Below are 16,195 nucleotides of genomic sequence, written 5' to 3'. Positions count from 1 at the left end.
CCGCCCGGCGCCCCGCACTCCCCGGCGGACGCGGCGGGGAACCGCGCGGCGGGGCGCCCCGGGCACCGGGCCCCGGACGAGCCGAAACGGGCGGCGGTCCGCTTCCCCCGCTCCGATACGATGGCGAGCGCCTCCCGCCGCAATTCAGTCACGCACGGTAACGACCTTGGAGCAGCCGCAATGGCTCGACACCTCATCACCAGCGCCCTCCCCTACATCAACGGGATCAAGCACCTGGGCAACATGGTGGGGTCCATGCTCCCGGCCGACGTGTACGCCCGCTACCTGCGGCAGCGCGGGCACGACGTGCTCTACGTCTGCGCCACCGACGAGCACGGCACCCCCGCCGAACTCGCCGCGAAGGAGGCCGGGCTGCCCGTGGCGGAGTTCTGCGCGCAGCAGCACGAGGCGCAGAAGGCCGTGTACGACGGCTTCCACCTGGCGTTCGACTACTTCGGCCGCAGCTCCTCGCCGCAGAACGTGGAGATCACCCAGCGCGTCGCGCGGAGCCTGCACGCGGGCGGCTTCATCGAGGAGCGGGCGATCCGGCAGGTGTACTCGCTGGCCGACGGCCGCTTCCTGCCGGACCGCTACATCGTCGGCACCTGCCCGCACTGCGGCTACGACAAGGCCCGCGGCGACCAGTGCGAGAACTGCACGCGCGTGCTGGACCCGACCGACCTGGTCGACGCCCGCTCCGCGATCAGCGGCAGCAGCGAGCTGGAGGTCCGCGAGACCCGGCACCTGTTCCTGCTCCAGTCCAAGCTGGCGCACGAGGTGGAGGCGTGGATCGACGCCGTCGGCGGGGAGTGGCCGACGCTGGCGTCCTCGATCGCGCGCAAGTGGCTCACCGAGGGCCTCCAGGACCGCGCCATCACCCGGGACCTGGAGTGGGGCGTGCCGGTCCCGGCCGACACCTGGCCCGAGCTGGCCGCCGAGGGCAAGGTGTTCTACGTCTGGTTCGACGCGCCCGTGGAGTACATCGGCGCGACGAAGGAGTGGGCTGACCACGCCCCGGCCGAGCGGGACTGGGAGTCCTGGTGGTACCGCGCCGAGGACGTGCGCTACACGGAGTTCATGGCCAAGGACAACGTGCCCTTCCACACCGTGATGTTCCCGGCGATCCAGCTCGGCACCCGGGAGCCGTGGAAGAAGGTCGACTACGTCAAGGCGTTCAACTGGCTGACGTACTACGGCGGCAAGTTCTCCACCTCGCAGAAGCGCGGCGTGTTCACCGACGCCGCGCTGGAGCTGCTCCCGGCCGACTACTGGCGCTACTTCCTGATGGCCCACGCCCCGGAGTCCGACGACACCAGCTTCACGTGGGAGCTGTTCACCGCCACGGTGAACAAGGACCTCGCCGACACCCTGGGCAACTTCGTCAACCGGGTGCTGTCCTTCTCCCGCAAGCGGTTCGGTGACGAGGTCCCGGCGGGCGCCCCGGCCGGCCCGGCCGAGGAGCGGCTGGGCGCGGAGATCGCCGAGCTGCTGACCGAGTACCAGGAGCAGTTGGACGCCCTGCAGTTCCGCAAGGCCGCGCAGGCACTGCGCGCGCTGTGGAGCGCGGGGAACGTCTACCTGGAGGAGAAGGCGCCCTGGCTGGAGATCAAGACCGACCAGGACGCCGCGGCCCTCACCCTGCGCACGGCGATGAACCTCATCCACCTGTACGCGATCGTCTCCGAGCCCTTCATCCCCGCCTCGGCGCGCGCGATGCGCGACGCGTTCGCGCTGGACGGCGACACCGCCACCTGGGTCACCCCGGAGCAGGCGCGCGCCCTGACCGCCGTGCCGGCCGGCACGCCGTTCACGGTGCCCCCGGTGCTGTTCGCGAAGATCTCCGAGGACGACCTCGCCGCGTACCGCGAGCGCTTCGGCGGCGCGGAGGAGTGACCCCCCGGCGGCGGTGACCGCCGTCCGGGCCGCCCCGGCTCCCGGCGGCGGCCCGTCGGCCCCGGCCGGCGCGGGGCTCCCGGTCGCACAGCGCGCCCCCGGCGGACACCCGCACCTGGCAGACGCCAACACGCGGCGGACACCCGCACCCGGCGGGCGCCGCGCCAGCGGCGGTTACTTCGGCTTGCGCACCGAGAGGTGCAGCTCGCGCAGGCGGGCGTCGTCGACCTCGCTGGGCGCGCCCATGAGCAGGTCCTGCGCGTTGCCGTTGAGCGGGAAGGCGATCGTCTCGCGGATGTTCGGCTCGTCGGCCAGCAGCATCACGATGCGGTCGATGCCCGGGGCGATGCCGCCGTGCGGCGGGGCGCCGAAGGAGAAGGCCCGCAGCATGCCGCCGAACTCGCGCTCGACGTCCTCGCGCGAGTAGCCCGCGATCTCGAACGCCTCGTACATGACCTCCGGCTCGTGGTTCCGGATGGCGCCCGAGGACAGCTCCACGCCGTTGCACACGATGTCGTACTGCCAGGCCAGGACGGACAGCGGGTCCTGCGTGCGCAGGGCCTCCAGGCCGCCCTGCGGCATGGAGAAGGGGTTGTGGGAGAACTCGATCCGGCCGGTCTCCTCGTCCTTCTCGTACATCGGGAAGTCGACGATCCAGCAGAACCGGAACACGCCCTCGTCGAAGTGGCCGGTGCGGCGGGCCGCCTCGACGCGCACGGCGCCCATGATCTTCGAGACCTCGTCGTACGCGCCGGCGCCGAAGAAGACGGCCGTGCCGGGCTTCGCGTCCAGCGCGGACAGCAGCGCGGCGGTGTTCTCCGCGGTGAGGAACTTCGCGATGGGGCCGGTGAGCCCGCCGTCCTCGCCGACGCGGACCCAGGCCAGGCCCTTGGCGCCCTGCTCGACGGCGTACTCACCCATCTGGTCGAAGAACTTGCGCGGCTGGTCGGCGGTGTCCGGCACGGCCAGCGCGCGCACGTGCTTGCCCGCGAACGCCTTGAACTCCGAGCCCTCGAAGACGCTGGTGACGTCCACCAGCTCCAGGCGGGCGCGCAGGTCCGGCTTGTCGGAGCCGTACCGGTCCATGGCCTCGCGGAACGGGATGCGCGGGAACGGCGAGGTGACGTGCCGGCCGTCGCCGAACTCCTCGAACAGCTCGGTCATCACCTTCTCGATGACCTGGAAGACGTCCTCCTGCTCGACGAAGCTCATCTCCACGTCGAGCTGGTAGAACTCGCCCGGCGAGCGGTCGGCGCGGGCGTCCTCGTCGCGGAAGCAGGGCGCGATCTGGAAGTAGCGGTCGAACCCGGCGATCATCAGGAGCTGCTTGAACTGCTGCGGGGCCTGCGGCAGCGCGTAGAACCGGCCCGCGTGCAGCCGGGAGGGCACCAGGAAGTCGCGCGCGCCCTCGGGCGAGGTGGCCGACAGGATGGGCGTGGCCATCTCGTTGAAGCCGAGCGCCGTCATCTTCTGCCGGATCGCGGAGATCACGGCGGTGCGCAGCATGATGTTGCGGTGCATGCGCTCGCGCCGCAGGTCCAGGAAGCGGTACTCCAGGCGGCGCTCCTCGTTGACGCCGTCCTCCGCGTTGATGGTGAAGGGGATCTGCTCGGCGGCGCCGAGCACCTCCACGTCGGTGACCTCGACCTCGATCTCGCCGGTCGGCAGTTCGGGGTTGACGTTCTCCGCGCCCCGGTTCACCACCGTGCCGTCCACCCGGACGACGGTCTCCTTGGTCAGATGCCCGAGCGCCTCGTTGGCGGCCGTGCCGGGACGGGCGACGAGCTGCACCAGACCGTGGTGGTCGCGCAGGTCGATGAAGAGGATGCCGCCCAGGTCACGACGGTTGTGCAGCCAGCCGCTCAGCCGGACGTCCGTGCCGACGTCCGGTGCTCGGAGCTCGCCGCAGTGGTGGGACCGGTACCGATGCATCATTCATGTCCAAAGTCGTCAGGGGCGCGGTGCGCGAGGTGCGGGTCGCGGGCCCTTACCGCACGGGCCCTCCGGCGCCCATCAGGGTACCGGTCCACGCGAGCCCTGCCGGGCGGGAGCCCACCAAGGTCCATAAAGTGGGGCACATGCGCACCGATCACGGGGCCTCCCCGCCGCGGGTGGGGGAGGTGCTGGACGCCACCGGGACCGGGATGTGGCGCTGGGACCACGCCGCCGGCTCGGTGGCGATGGACGCGCGGGCCGCCGAGCTGATGGGCCTGGCCCCGGAGCCGGTGACCGTCTCGACGTCCGTCGTCCGGGCGAAGCTGCACCCGGTGGACTTCGTCGAGCTCGACGGCATCATCACGCTCGCGGCGGCCGAGGGCGGCATCGCGGAGGGCCGGCTGCGCGTGGTAGGCGACGACGGGCGGGTGCGCTGGACGGTACGGGCCCGGCTGCGCCACCTGGACGCCGACCGGGGCGCGGGCGCCGTGCGCCGCCCCGGCGTGGGCACGGGCTCGGTGCTGGTGGGCACGCTGGTGGAGGCGCCGGAGTCCTCGGAGGCGCGCTCCGCGGTCACCGGGGACTGGCGGCGCTCGCGGGAGGCGTTCCTGCTGGACGCCGGACGGGCGCTGGCCGAGGCCCGCTCCACGGCCGAGGTGCTGCGGGTGGCGGCGGGGCTGGCCATGCCCGGGTTCTCGCCGGACGGGCTGGCGGTCTTCGGCGTCAAGGGCGACCACCTGGTGGTGATCGGCCACTACGGGCACGGCGAGAGCGACGAGACACCGTTCCTGGACATGCCGCTGACGACGCCCTACCCGGCGGCCGACGTCATCCGCAACGGCCGCGCCGTCTACCTGAGCAGCCCGGCGGAGTACCAGCGCCGGTTCCCGGCGACCTGGCCGCTGGCGGAACGTTTCGGCCGCCAGGCGTGGGCGTTCCTGCCCCTGGTGGCCGGGGGTCGCACGCTCGGGGCCTGGATGGCGGCGTTCTCCTCCCCCGCGGCGTTCACCCCCGACGAGCGCTCGGTGCTGACGACGGTCGCCCGCATGCTGGCGCAGGCGCTCTCGCGGGCCTCCGTGCACGAGTCGGAGCGGGAGCTGTCGGCGGGGTTGCAGCGCACCATGCGCCCGGCCCACAAGCCCGACATCAAGGGCATGACGGTGGCCGCCCGGTACGTGCCCACCGGCGGCGGGCTGGAGGTCGGCGGCGACTGGTACGACGTCATCCCGCTGCACGCGGGCCGCACCGCGCTCGTCATCGGGGACGTCCAGGGCCACGACGTGCGCGCGGCCGGGCTGATGGGCCAGCTCCGGGTGGCGCTGCGCGCGTACGCCGCCGAGGGCCACAGCCCCGGGGCGGTGCTCTCGCGCGCCTCGCGGTTCCTGTCCGGCATGGCGGGCGTCGCCCACTACGACGACCCGGACACCGTCGAGCACGTGGAGGACCGCTTCGCGACCTGCCTCTACATCGAGGCCGACCCCGCGCTGGGCACGCTCGACATCGTCCGCGCGGGCCACCCGGACCCGGCGATCCGGCTTCCGGACGGCACGCTGATGGTCCGGCCCACCGCGGGCGGGCTGCCGCTGGGCGTCGACCCGGAGGCCGACTACCCCACCACCCGGCTCGTCCTGGGCCCCGGCGAGACCCTGCTGATGTGCACCGACGGCCTCATCGAGACCGGCGGCCACGACATCGACACCGGCTGGGCGCGCATCCGCAGCGTCTTCGCCGAGCACCCGGAGGCTGACCTGGAGGAGCTGGCCGACGCCCTGGTGCGCACCGTGCACGGCCCGGCGTCCCACCACTGGCCGGGGCCGCTGGCCGACCGGCGCGAGGACGACATCGCCCTGCTGCTCCTCAGCCGGGACGCGCAGGCCGTGCCACCGCGCGAGACCGGCCGCCGCACGGTGCTCAGCGTCGCCCAGTCCGACGCCTCCCGCATCGCGGACGCCCGCGGCCAGCTCCGCGACCTGCTCTACGACTGGACCGCGCCGGACCAGGTGGACGGCGCGGTGCTGATGCTCTCGGAGATGCTGACGAACGTGCTCGTGCACACCGACGGCGACGCGCTCATGGTGGCCGAGGTCACCGGCCGGCGCGGCACCCGCGGGCTGCGCGTGGAGGTCGCCGACGGCAGCGACGAGCTGCCGCACCGCCGCAACCCCGGCGAGCTGGCCTCCTCCGGGCGCGGCCTGGTGCTGCTGGAGCTGCTCGCCGGGAGCTGGGGCGTGGACCCGCGCGGCGAGGGCAAGGCCATCTGGTTCGAGCTGCGCGAGGACGCCCCGCCGCCGGACTGGGGCTGACGGCCCCGCCCGGCGCAGCCCGCCCGCGCGTCACGGCGCGGCTCGCCCCGGCCCGGCCCGGTGCGCGTCCCGGCTCGGCCCGGCTCGGTGCGCGTCCCGGCTCGGCCCGGCCCGCCCGCGCGGCACGGCGCGGCCTGGCGGGGGGGCTCCCCGGGTCGCTGTGGACGTCGAGCCCCTTGGCGCGGGCGGTGTCGGCCCGGGCGGGGGCGGCCGGGCGGGGCCGCCCGGGCCGGGGCGGCTCGTCGCGGCGGGCCAGGAGGCGGCTCGCCCCGGCCCGCCCCGGTCCGGCTCGCCCCGCGCGCGGCTCCGGGTCGCCCTACAGTCCGCCCTCGGACATCCCGTGCACGGCCGGAACCGTCCCCAGGCGCCCCTTCTGGAAGTCGTCGAACGCCTGCTGGAGCTCTTCCCGGGAGTTCATGACGAACGGGCCGTAGTGCGCCATCGGCTCACGGATGGGCTGTCCGCCGAGGAGGACGACCTCCATGTCCGGCGTGTGGGCGTCCTGCTTCTCGTCCGCGCGGACGGTCAGCGAGGAACCGTCGCCGAAGACGGCGGTCTGGCCGAGGTGGATCGGCCGGCGCTCGGCGCCGACCGTCCCGCGGCCCGCGAGGACGTACGCGAGGCCGTTGAAGTCCTCGCGCCACGGCAACGTGACCTCCGCGCCCGGCGCCAGCGTGGCGTGGATCATGGTGATCGGCGTGTGGGTGACGCCGGGGCCCTGGTGGCCGTCCAGTTCACCGGCGATGACGCGCATCAGCGCGCCGCCGTCGGGCGAGGTGAGCAACTGGACGCTGCCGCCGCGGATGTCCTGGTAGCGCGGCGCCATCATCTTGTCCCTGGCCGGCAGGTTCACCCAGAGCTGGAGCCCGTGGAAGAGGCCGCCCGACACGACGAGGTGCTCCGGCGGCGCCTCGATGTGCAGCAGGCCCGACCCGGCGGTCATCCACTGGGTGTCGCCGTTGGTGATGGTGCCGCCGCCGCCCTGGCTGTCCTGGTGGTCGAAGATCCCGTCGATGATGTAGGTGACGGTCTCGAAGCCCCGGTGCGGGTGCCACGGGGTCCCCTTCGGCTCCCCGGGCTGGTACTCCACCTCGCCCATCTGGTCCATCATGATGAACGGGTCCAGGTACGCGTACGTGATCCCGGCGAACGCGCGGCGGACGGGGAAGCCCTCGCCCTCGAAGCCGCTGGGCGCGGTGGTGACGGCGAGCACGCCGCGCGGCTGCCCCTCGGGGGCGGCGACACGGGGCAGGGTGAGCGGGTTCTCCACGGTGATCGCGGGCATGACGGCCTCCTTCGAACCGGCGTCCAATCTAGTTGAAAGTTGAACCTCTGCCAAGCCGTGCGCATTCCCCGTCCCGGGGCGGCCCACCCCGCGGCGGGGCGCGGCCGACGGCGCCGGTGCGGTCAGCCGCGTCCGGTGGCGAACGGGCCGTCGGCGGCGAAGGCCAGCGCCGCGAAGCGTTCGCCGATGCGGCGCTGGGTGGCGGCGTCCGGGTGCAGCCCGTCGGGCAGCGGCAGCTCGGCGTGGTCCGCCGCGCCGTACAGGTCGAGGCCGTCGAGCAGGTGCAGGTGCGGGTCGTCGGCGGCGCGCTGCCGGACGACGCGGGCCAGCTCGTCCCGGATGACGGTCAGGGTCAGCTTCCCGGCGGCGGTCTCGGCGGGGTCGCCCGTGGCCACGAACCGCAGCCGCCCCTCGGCGAGCGCCGCGGCGTCCGGCGCGCCCGGCCCCGGGGTGTCCTCGTGCACGGGGCAGTAGAGCGGCGTGACGACCAGCAGCGGGGCCGTGGGGTGCCCCTCGCGGAGGGTGTCGAGGAAGCCGTGGACGGCGGGGCCGAAGGCGCGCAGCCGCATCAGGTCGGTGTTGACGACGTTGATGCCGAGCTTGACGCTGATCAGGTCCGCCGGGGTGTCCCGCATCGCCCGCGCGGTGAAGGGGTCGAGCAGCGCGCCGCCGCCGAACCCGAGGTTCACCAGCTCTGCCCCGCCGCGCCGCGCGGCCACCGCGGGCCAGGTGGCGGTCGGGTACGTGGCGTTGGAACCGTGGCTGATGGAACTGCCGTGGTGCAGCCACACCGGGCGGTCGCCGCGCGGCGCGGGCTCGACGGGCGCGTCGGTGCGCAGGGCGACGAGCCGGGTGGTCTCGTCGTGCGGCAGCCAGATCTCGACGTCCTTCTCCGCGTCGGCCAGGCCGGTGAACCGCAGGGTCCGCACGGGCCCGGGGCGGGTGCGCGCGGACCCGGAGGCCAGGTCGAGGGTCAGCACGTCGCCCTCGGTCACCTGGGCCCGCTCCGTCAGCCGCCCGTCCACCAGCAGCTCGTAGGTGCCGTCGGGCCGCGGCGGCAGGCCCGGGTAGACCCGCTTGGTGGCCAGGACGTCCAGCTCCACGGCGGTGGCCCGGGTGCGGAAGGCCAGCCGGACCCCGGAGGGCTGGGACTCCGCCATCGCGAGCTGCCCGTCACCGCACTGCGCCCGCGCCCACGCCGGCAGCCGGTGGGGCAGCACGCCGCGCTCGGTGTGCTCGACGTCGAGCGCCCCGCGCAGGAGCCGCGCGGTGACGGGGGTGGTGATCCAGTCCTGCTCGGTGTGCATGCCTCGGGCCTCTTTGGTGTGCGGGTGGGATGCGGGCGGGCGGGGCTCCGGGCGGGCTGGCGCGGGCGACCGGCGCACGGAGTCCCGGCCCGGGCGCGGCGCGGGCGCGGCCCGGCGGGACGCGGGGCGGGGCCGGGGCCCGGGCGGCGCGGCCCCGCCGTGGGTGGCGCCGCGGCCGGGTGGCGCCGCGGCCGGGTGGCGCCGCGGCGGGGTGGCGCGGGGCGGGCTATCCGTACATGCGGTGCATCGCGAAGTCGACCATCTCCTCGACCGCCTTCGCGTCGAAGACGACCCGGTGGTCGCCCTCCATGTCGAGCACGAACCCGTACCCCGTCGGCAGCAGGTCCAGCACCTCGGCCCCGGTGATGACGAAGTACCGGGACTCCTTGCCCGCGTAGGCGCGCAGCTCCTTCAGCGAGGTGAACATCGGGATCACCGGCTGCTGGGTGTTGTGCAGCGCCAGGAAGCCGGGCGTCTCGCCGCGGGGGCAGTAGACGCGCGCGTTGTGGAAGATGCCCTGGAAGTCCTCCGGCGAGAGCGCACCGGTGGCGAAGCCGCGCACGGCGTCGGCGAGCGAGGGCGGCGACGGCTCGGGGTAGTGCGCCTGGGGCGGCTGCGCCCCGTGCGGCGGAGCCCCGGGCGGGGGCTGCCCGTACCCGGGCGGCGGGGCCCCGTACTGCTGGTGCCCCGCGGAGGCGTGCTGCTCGTATCCGTACACGCACTAGAGGGTACTGAGTGCGACCCGGCGCGCGGGCCGCGACGGGTGCCGGGGGGCGCTTCCGGGGCGATTTCCTGCCAGGCCGGTCACATCCGGGCGCACTGGGCTTGCCGTTATTACCCGCCGGTAGCATGATGGGGGCTACTAACTGGTACGCACTGGAGGCCCGCCTCCCCGTCCCTACGGAGCCTGCGCCCATGGGCCACTACAAGTCGAACCTGCGCGACATCGAGTTCAACCTCTTCGAGGTGCTCGGCCGCGACTCGGTGTACGGCAACGGGCCGTTCGCCGAGATGGACGTGGAGACCGCCAAGAGCGTGCTCTCCGAGATCGCCCGGCTGTCCGAGAACGAGCTGGCCGCCTCCTTCGAGGACGCCGACCGCAACCCGCCGGTCTTCGACCCGGAGACGAACACCGCGCCCGTCCCCGCGTCGTTCAAGAAGAGCTACCAGGCCTACATGGACGCCGAGTGGTGGCGCCTGGGCATCCCGGAGGAGATCGGCGGCACCACCGCCCCGCGCTCGCTGCTGTGGGCCTTCGCCGAGACGATCCTGGGCGCCAACCCGGCGGTGTGGATGTACGCCTCGGGACCGGCCTTCGCCGGCGTCCTGTACGAAGAGGGCACCGAGGAGCAGCACAAGATCGCGCAGCGCATGGTGGACCGCCAGTGGGGCTCCACGATGGTGCTGACCGAGCCGGACGCGGGCTCGGACGTCGGCGCGGGCCGCACCAAGGCCACCCAGCAGGCCGACGGTAGCTGGCACATCGAGGGCGTGAAGCGCTTCATCACCTCCGGTGAGCACGACATGTCCGAGAACATCGTCCACTTCGTGCTCGCCCGCCCCGAGGGCGCGGGCCCCGGCACGAAGGGCCTGTCCCTGTTCATCGTGCCGAAGTACGACTTCGACTGGGAGACCGGCGAGCTGGGCGAGCGCAACGGCGCCTACGCCACCAACGTCGAGCACAAGATGGGCCTGAAGGCCTCCAACACCTGCGAGATGACCTTCGGCGACAAGCACCCGGCCAAGGGCTGGCTGCTGGGCGAGAAGCACGACGGCATCCGCCAGATGTTCAAGATCATCGAGTTCGCCCGGATGATGGTCGGCACGAAGGCCATCGCCACCCTCTCCACCGGCTACCTCAACGCGCTGGAGTACGCCCGGGAGCGGGTGCAGGGCGCCGACCTCACCCAGTTCACCGACAAGACCGCGCCGCGCGTCACCATCACCCACCACCCGGACGTGCGCCGCTCGCTGATGACGCAGAAGGCGTACGCCGAGGGCATGCGCGCCCTGGTGCTCTACACCGCCTCCGTCCAGGACGACATTCTGCTCAAGGAGGCCGCCGGCGAGGACGCCTCCGCCGCGCACCGGCTGAACGACCTGCTCCTGCCGATCGTCAAGGGCTACGGCTCGGAGAAGTCCTACGAGCAGCTCGCGCAGTCCCTGCAGACCTTCGGCGGCTCCGGCTACCTGCAGGAGTACCCGATCGAGCAGTACATCCGCGACGCCAAGATCGACACGCTCTACGAGGGCACCACCGCGATCCAGGGCCAGGACTACTTCTTCCGCAAGATCGTCCGCGACCAGGGCCAGGCGCTGACCACGCTGTCCGAGGACATCAAGAAGTTCCTGGCCGACGCGGCCGGCGGCGAGGACCTGGCCGGGGCCCGCGAGCACTTGGCCAAGGCGGCCGGCGACCTGGAGGCCATGGTCGGCACCATGCTGACCGACCTGGCCGCCACCGAGCAGGACGTGAAGTCGCTCTACAAGGTCGGCCTGAACACCACCCGCTTCCTGCTCGCCTCCGGCGACGTGGTCATCGGCTACCTGCTGCTGCGCGGCGCCGCCGTGGCCGCCGGGAAGCTGCCGACGGCCGCCGCCAAGGACAAGGCGTTCTACACCGGCAAGATCGCCGCGGCGAAGTTCTTCGCCGCCAACGTCCTGCCCGGTGTCGGGGTCCAGCGCGAGATGGCCGAGGCCGTCGACCTGTCGCTGATGGAGCTGGACGAGGCCGCGTTCTGAGCCCGTCCGCCGCGTGACGAGGGCCCGCTCCCGGTCGGGGGGAGCGGGCCCTCGCCGTCGAGGGGGGCGGGCCCGTGCCGTCGAGGCGGGCGGGCCCCGCGCCGCAATCCCTTCGACACCCGCCGGGCCGGTCACGCATAGTGGCGGCCATGACTTCCGCGATACGCCACGTGACGATCGACTGCGCCGACGCCTACACGCTCGGCGCCTTCTGGGCCGACGCCCTGGGCGCCTCCCTGGCGGACGACGACTACCCCGGCGACCCCGAGGCGCTCGTCAGGGCGGACGGGGTGACGCTGCTCTTCGTCACCGTGCCCAACGCCAAGACCGTGAAGAACCGCGTCCACCTCGACCTGCGTCCGCGGGACCGCACCCGCGACGAGGAGGTCGAGCGGCTGCGCACCCTGGGCGCCACCGTCCTGGCCGACCACCGCGGCCCGCGGAACCGGGGCTGGGTGACCATGGCGGACCCGGAGGGCAACGAGTTCTGCGTCGAACGCGGAGCGCTGGACGCGGACGGCTGACGCCCGCCGCGCACCGCCCGGCCCGGCCGGCGCCCGCCCCGGCCCCGCCCAAAGCCGCGCCGACCGGGTGCGGGGCTGTCCGTATGCTGGGCGGCATGTGTGCTTCCACCACCCCGTTCGACCGTCGGCACACCGACGACCTGCTCACCTTCCTCGGTGCCTCGCCGACGCCCTACCACGCGGTGGCGAACGCGGCCGAGCGGCTGGAGAAGGCCGGCTTCCGCGCGGTGTCGGAAACCGAGGAGTGGGACGGGGCGCCCGGCGGCCGGTACGTGCTGCGCGGCGGCGCGATCGTCGCCTGGTACGTGCCCGAGGGCGCCGCCCCGGCCACGCCCTTCCGCGTCGTCGGGGCGCACACCGACTCGCCGAACCTGCGCGTCAAGCCGCGGCCGGACACCGGGGCGCACGGCTGGCGGCAGCTCGCCGTCGAGATCTACGGCGGCACCCTGCTCAACACCTGGCTCGACCGGGACCTGGGCCTGGCCGGGCGGCTCGCCCTGCGCGACGGCGGCACCCGGCTGGTCAACGCCGACCGGCCGCTGCTGCGCGTGCCGCAGCTCGCCATCCACCTGGACCGCGCCGTCAACGACGGGCTGAAACTGGACCGGCAGCGGCACATGACGCCCGTGTGGGGGCTGGGCGACGGCCGCGAGGGCGACCTGCTGGCCTTCGTGGCCGAGGAGAGCGGCCTGCCCGCGTCCGACATCGTCGGCTGGGACCTGATGCTGCACGCCGTCGAGCCGCCCGCCTACCTGGGCCGGGACCGGGAGCTGATCGCCGGGCCGCGCATGGACAACCTGCTGTCGCTGCACGCGGGCACGGCGGCCCTGGTGCACGCCGCCGAGGCGGGCCGCGCGCTGTCCCACGTCCCGGTGCTGGCGGCGTTCGACCACGAGGAGAACGGCAGCCAGTCCGACACCGGCGCGGACGGCCCGCTGCTGGGCAACGTGCTGGAACGTTCCGTCTTCGCCCGCGGCGGCGGCTACGAGGACCGGGCGCGCGCCTACGCGGCCACCGTGTGCCTGTCCTCGGACACCGGACACGCCGTGCACCCCAACTACGCCGAGCGGCACGACCCGACGCACCACCCGCTGCCCAACGGCGGGCCGATCCTCAAGGTCAACGTCAACCAGCGGTACGCCACCGACGGCACCGGGCGCGCCGTCTTCACCGCCGCCTGCGAGCGCGCGGGCGTGCCGTGGCAGACGTTCGTGTCCAACAACGCCGTGCCCTGCGGGACGACGATCGGCCCGATCACGGCGGCCCGGCACGGCATCGCGACCGTGGACATCGGCGTCGCGCTGCTGTCCATGCACTCCGCGCGCGAGCTGGCCGGCGCCGACGACCCGCACCACCTGGCCGGCGCGCTGACGGCGTTCCTGACGGCGTGAGGCGACCGCGGCGGTCACCGCGGCGCGGCGGCAGACGCCGTGAACCGTGACGCGTCCGAGCCGTGATCATGACACCTTCGTGAAACGCGCGGGCCACCGTGGTGGCCACGGGGAGACGGGGGCCCGGGGAAACCGGGCAAACGGGGGAACGGGGGAGAACGGGGTCGCGCCCGAACGGGCGCGGCCCGGCGGGCGCGGCCCGGCGGGCGCGGCCGAGGCCGCCGCGTCACGGGGCCGGCCCGCCCGGCGGCGTGAGCACCTGCTCCGTCCAGATCGTCTTCCCGCGCCGGGTGTAGCGGCTGCCCCAGCGGTGGGTGAGCTGCGCGACGAGGTACAGGCCGCGCCCGCCCTCGTCGGTCAGGCGCGCGCGGCGCATCCGGGGCTGGGTGCTGCTGAGGTCGGACACCTCGCAGATGAGCGTGTCGGCGCGGGTGAGCCGCAGTTCGATCGCCCCGCCGCCGCCGTAGCGCACGGCGTTGGTCACCAGCTCGCTGGTGACCAGTTCGGTGGTGAAGGCCAGCGCGTCCAGGTCCCAGGCCGCGAGCTGCCCCAGCGCCAGCTCCCGGGCGCGCGGGACGGCGGCGGGCTCGCCCTCCAGGGCCCACCGCACGGTGTCGTGCGGAGGGACGGCGCGGGTGCGGGCCAGCAGCAGCGTCACGTCGTCGGAGAGCGGTTCCCGCGGCAGCGCGGCGACGACCGCCTCGGCCGTGTCGGCCAGCGGCCGGGCCACGGCGTCCGAGCGGCGCAGCCTGCCGCGCAGCTCGGACATGCCCGTCTCGATGTCGCCCCGCCCCAGCTCCACCAGCCCGTCGGTGTAGAAGGCGAGGACGCTGCCGGGCGGGATGGCCAGTTCCACCGGCTCGAACGGCAGCGCGCTCACCCCCAGCGGCGGCCCCGGGTGCACCTCGACGAACTCCGCCGTGCCGTCGGGCGCGAGCAGGACGGGCGGCGGGTGGCCGGCGCTGGAGAACACGCACTTGCGCGCCACCGGGTCGTAGACGGCGTACAGGCAGGTCGCGCCCAGCGACTCGCGGTCCGCGTGCCGGGCCTCCTCACTGGTGGCGACGTCGAGCTGGGTGACCAGGTCGTCCAGGTGGGAGAGCAGCTCCTCCGGGTCCAGGTCGAGGTCGGCCAGGGTGCGCACGGCGGTGCGCAGGCGCCCCATGGTGACGGTGGCCTGGAGGCCGTGCCCGACGACGTCGCCGACGACGAGGCCCACGCGAGCGGAGGAGAGCGGGATGACGTCGAACCAGTCGCCGCTGACCCCGCCGCCGATGTCGGCCGGAAGGTAGACGCTGGCGGTCTCCACCGCGGCGTTCTCCGCCGTCGCGGGCGGCAGCAGGCTGCGCTGGAGGCTGACGGCGGCCCGGTGCTCGCGGGTGTAGCGGCGCGCGTTGTCCACGGCGAGCGCCGCGCGGGCGGCGATCTCCTCCAGCAGCGCGAGGTCCTCCTCGTCGTACGGCACCGCGCTGTGGGTGCGCCAGAGCGTCACCGTGCCCAGGTAGGCGGAGCGGGCGCGCAGCGGAGCGCTCAGCGCGCAGTGCGCGCCGGGCAGGGGCGGCACCCAGTGGTGCCCGGGCCTGTGCCCCCCGGGCTCCCGGCCCGCGGCCCCGGGGCGGGCGAGGTCGGTGAGGACGACGCCGCCGCGCCCGCCGCGCCCGGGGGGCGGCGGCACGGTGACGCTGGCCGACTCCGGCAGGGCCCGCGCGTCGGCGCCGACGACGGCGGTGCGAGCGAGGACGACCCGCCCGTTGCCGTCCGGCGCCGGCTCGTCGCCCACCAGCACCGGTTCCGCCAGCCCGACCAGCACGCAGTCCGCCAGCGCCGGCACCAGCACCCCGGCCAGATCCTCACTCGTCTGCGTGATGGACAGCGAGGCGCCCAGCACCGCCGTGGCCCGGTGCAGGAGCTGGAGCCGCTCCCCGGCCGCCTCGTGCTCGGTGACGTCCGTGAACGCCGCCGCCGCGCCCATCGGCGTCCCCGCCGGGCTGTGCAGCCGGAACGCCGACATGGACAGCAGCCGCCCCGCGCGCGGATCGTCCCGCGTCCGCAGCCGCATGGTGACGCCGACCTCCGGCCCCCCGGTGCGCAGGACCTTGCCCAGCAGGCCCTCGACGACCGGGGCGTCCCGCGGCGTGAGGAAGTCCGCGAGCCGGTGGCCCGTCGGGTCCGCCGGGACACCGGTGTAGGGGAAGAGCTGGGTGTTGGTGCGGACGATGCGCAGGTCGGTGTCGAAGACGGTCAGCCCGATGCGGTCCTGCGCGAACAGCTCCTGCACGAGCGAGTGGTTCTGCCGCCACAGCCGCAGCAGGCCCACCTCGGCGCCGAGCACCAGGTGCAGCGCGGGCCCGTCGGCGTCCGTCCGGATCGGCATCGACACCACGCCGGCCGAGACCTCGTGCCCGTCGGCGTGCCGCAGCCCGGTGTCGCCCTCCCAGCTCGCGTCGCGGCACTGGCGCCGCAGCCGCTCCCACTGCCCGGGGTCGGCCAGCAGCCCGCTCGCGGGCCGCCCGCACACCTCCCCGGCCGACCAGCCCAGCAGGCGCTGCGCCGTGTCGGCCCACGAGACGACCGTGCCCGCGTCGTCGAGCACGGCCGCCGCGAGGTTGGGCACGGCGAACTGCCGCAGTGACGCACGCTCGGCTCCAGTGGACATCGACGACACACCTCATTCGCGGCGCGGCTTCGCCTGCACCATGTTCCCGCACGCCCCGCCCCCGCGCACGGCGCCACCGCGCCACCCGCCGCGCCACGGGCCCGCCCCCACCGCGTCCCCGCCCGGCGGCGGCGGGCCCGTGACGCGGCGGGGCCCCCG

Annotated in this window: 9 protein-coding genes and 1 pseudogene; 5 read left to right on the top strand and 5 right to left on the bottom strand. The window is 74.4% G+C overall.

Translation table 11 applies throughout. The annotated features are described in order from the left end of the window. The first annotated feature begins 180 nt into the window (after window positions 1-180). A complete protein-coding gene (gene metG / locus OSB71_RS04185) occupies window positions 181-1,893 on the top strand; it encodes a methionine--tRNA ligase (protein ID WP_265944268.1) in 1,713 nt (570 codons plus the stop codon). Window positions 1,894-2,067: 174 nt separating this feature from the next. Here the strand turns inward: metG and aspS are convergent, their stop codons facing one another. Beyond that, entirely contained in the window at window positions 2,068-3,825 is a 1,758-nt protein-coding gene (aspS, locus tag OSB71_RS04180; protein ID WP_265944341.1) for an aspartate--tRNA ligase, read from the bottom strand. A gap of 146 nt (window positions 3,826-3,971) precedes the next feature. On the opposite strand from aspS, the gene OSB71_RS04175 reads away from it, so the two are divergent. Continuing rightward, entirely contained in the window at window positions 3,972-6,131 is a 2,160-nt protein-coding gene (locus tag OSB71_RS04175) for a SpoIIE family protein phosphatase (protein WP_265944266.1), read from the top strand. A gap of 316 nt (window positions 6,132-6,447) precedes the next feature. On the opposite strand, the gene OSB71_RS04170 is transcribed toward OSB71_RS04175, so the two are convergent. The 3 genes from OSB71_RS04170 to OSB71_RS04160 all read right to left on the bottom strand — a co-directional run bounded on the left by OSB71_RS04170 (window position 6,448) and on the right by OSB71_RS04160 (window position 9,441). Further along, on the bottom strand, window positions 6,448-7,416 hold the full coding sequence (locus OSB71_RS04170; protein ID WP_265944264.1) for a pirin family protein: 969 nt from the start codon (window positions 7,414-7,416) through the stop codon (window positions 6,448-6,450). A gap of 122 nt (window positions 7,417-7,538) precedes the next feature. Next, window positions 7,539-8,723: a GDSL-type esterase/lipase family protein gene (locus OSB71_RS04165; protein WP_265944261.1), complete on the bottom strand. Its 1,185-nt coding sequence runs from the start codon at window positions 8,721-8,723 to the stop codon at window positions 7,539-7,541. A 226-nt stretch (window positions 8,724-8,949) separates the two neighbouring features. Next, window positions 8,950-9,441 carry an SseB family protein gene (locus tag OSB71_RS04160; protein ID WP_265944259.1) on the bottom strand — a complete coding sequence of 164 codons (492 nt, stop codon included), beginning with the start codon at window positions 9,439-9,441 and terminating at the stop codon, window positions 8,950-8,952. Between the two features lie 197 nt (window positions 9,442-9,638). Here OSB71_RS04160 and OSB71_RS04155 point away from each other — a divergent pair, with 197 nt between their 5' ends. The 3 genes and pseudogenes from OSB71_RS04155 (at window position 9,639) to OSB71_RS04145 (ending at window position 13,380) form a co-directional block, all read left to right on the top strand. Further along, window positions 9,639-11,465: an acyl-CoA dehydrogenase gene (locus OSB71_RS04155; RefSeq protein WP_265944257.1), complete on the top strand. Its 1,827-nt coding sequence runs from the start codon at window positions 9,639-9,641 to the stop codon at window positions 11,463-11,465. Window positions 11,466-11,614: 149 nt separating this feature from the next. Then, window positions 11,615-11,977 (top strand): annotated as a pseudogene (locus OSB71_RS04150) (VOC family protein); the annotation flags it as partial. Between the two features lie 107 nt (window positions 11,978-12,084). Next, window positions 12,085-13,380 (top strand): M18 family aminopeptidase, encoded by a 1,296-nt coding sequence (locus OSB71_RS04145; RefSeq protein WP_265944255.1) that lies wholly within the window; start codon window positions 12,085-12,087, stop codon window positions 13,378-13,380. Window positions 13,381-13,606: 226 nt separating this feature from the next. On the opposite strand, the gene OSB71_RS04140 is transcribed toward OSB71_RS04145, so the two are convergent. Next, entirely contained in the window at window positions 13,607-16,036 is a 2,430-nt protein-coding gene (locus OSB71_RS04140; protein WP_265944253.1) for a SpoIIE family protein phosphatase, read from the bottom strand. Window positions 16,037-16,195 lie beyond the last annotated feature (159 nt).

The organism is Streptomyces marinisediminis, assembly GCF_026262575.1.
Taxonomy (GTDB): Bacteria; Actinomycetota; Actinomycetes; order Streptomycetales; family Streptomycetaceae; genus Streptomyces; species Streptomyces marinisediminis.
Note: the sequence above shows the minus strand (reverse complement) of the source record. Positions and strands in the feature narration are given on the sequence as shown.

Coding starts and splice junctions, on each gene's coding strand:
- metG (WP_265944268.1), top strand. CDS start 181: ATGGCTCGACACCTCATCACCAGCGCCCTCCCCTACATCAACGGGATC.
- aspS (WP_265944341.1), bottom strand. CDS start 3,825: ATGCATCGGTACCGGTCCCACCACTGCGGCGAGCTCCGAGCACCGGAC.
- OSB71_RS04175 (WP_265944266.1), top strand. CDS start 3,972: ATGCGCACCGATCACGGGGCCTCCCCGCCGCGGGTGGGGGAGGTGCTG.
- OSB71_RS04170 (WP_265944264.1), bottom strand. CDS start 7,416: ATGCCCGCGATCACCGTGGAGAACCCGCTCACCCTGCCCCGTGTCGCC.
- OSB71_RS04165 (WP_265944261.1), bottom strand. CDS start 8,723: ATGCACACCGAGCAGGACTGGATCACCACCCCCGTCACCGCGCGGCTC.
- OSB71_RS04155 (WP_265944257.1), top strand. CDS start 9,639: ATGGGCCACTACAAGTCGAACCTGCGCGACATCGAGTTCAACCTCTTC.
- OSB71_RS04145 (WP_265944255.1), top strand. CDS start 12,085: ATGTGTGCTTCCACCACCCCGTTCGACCGTCGGCACACCGACGACCTG.
- OSB71_RS04140 (WP_265944253.1), bottom strand. CDS start 16,036: ATGTCCACTGGAGCCGAGCGTGCGTCACTGCGGCAGTTCGCCGTGCCC.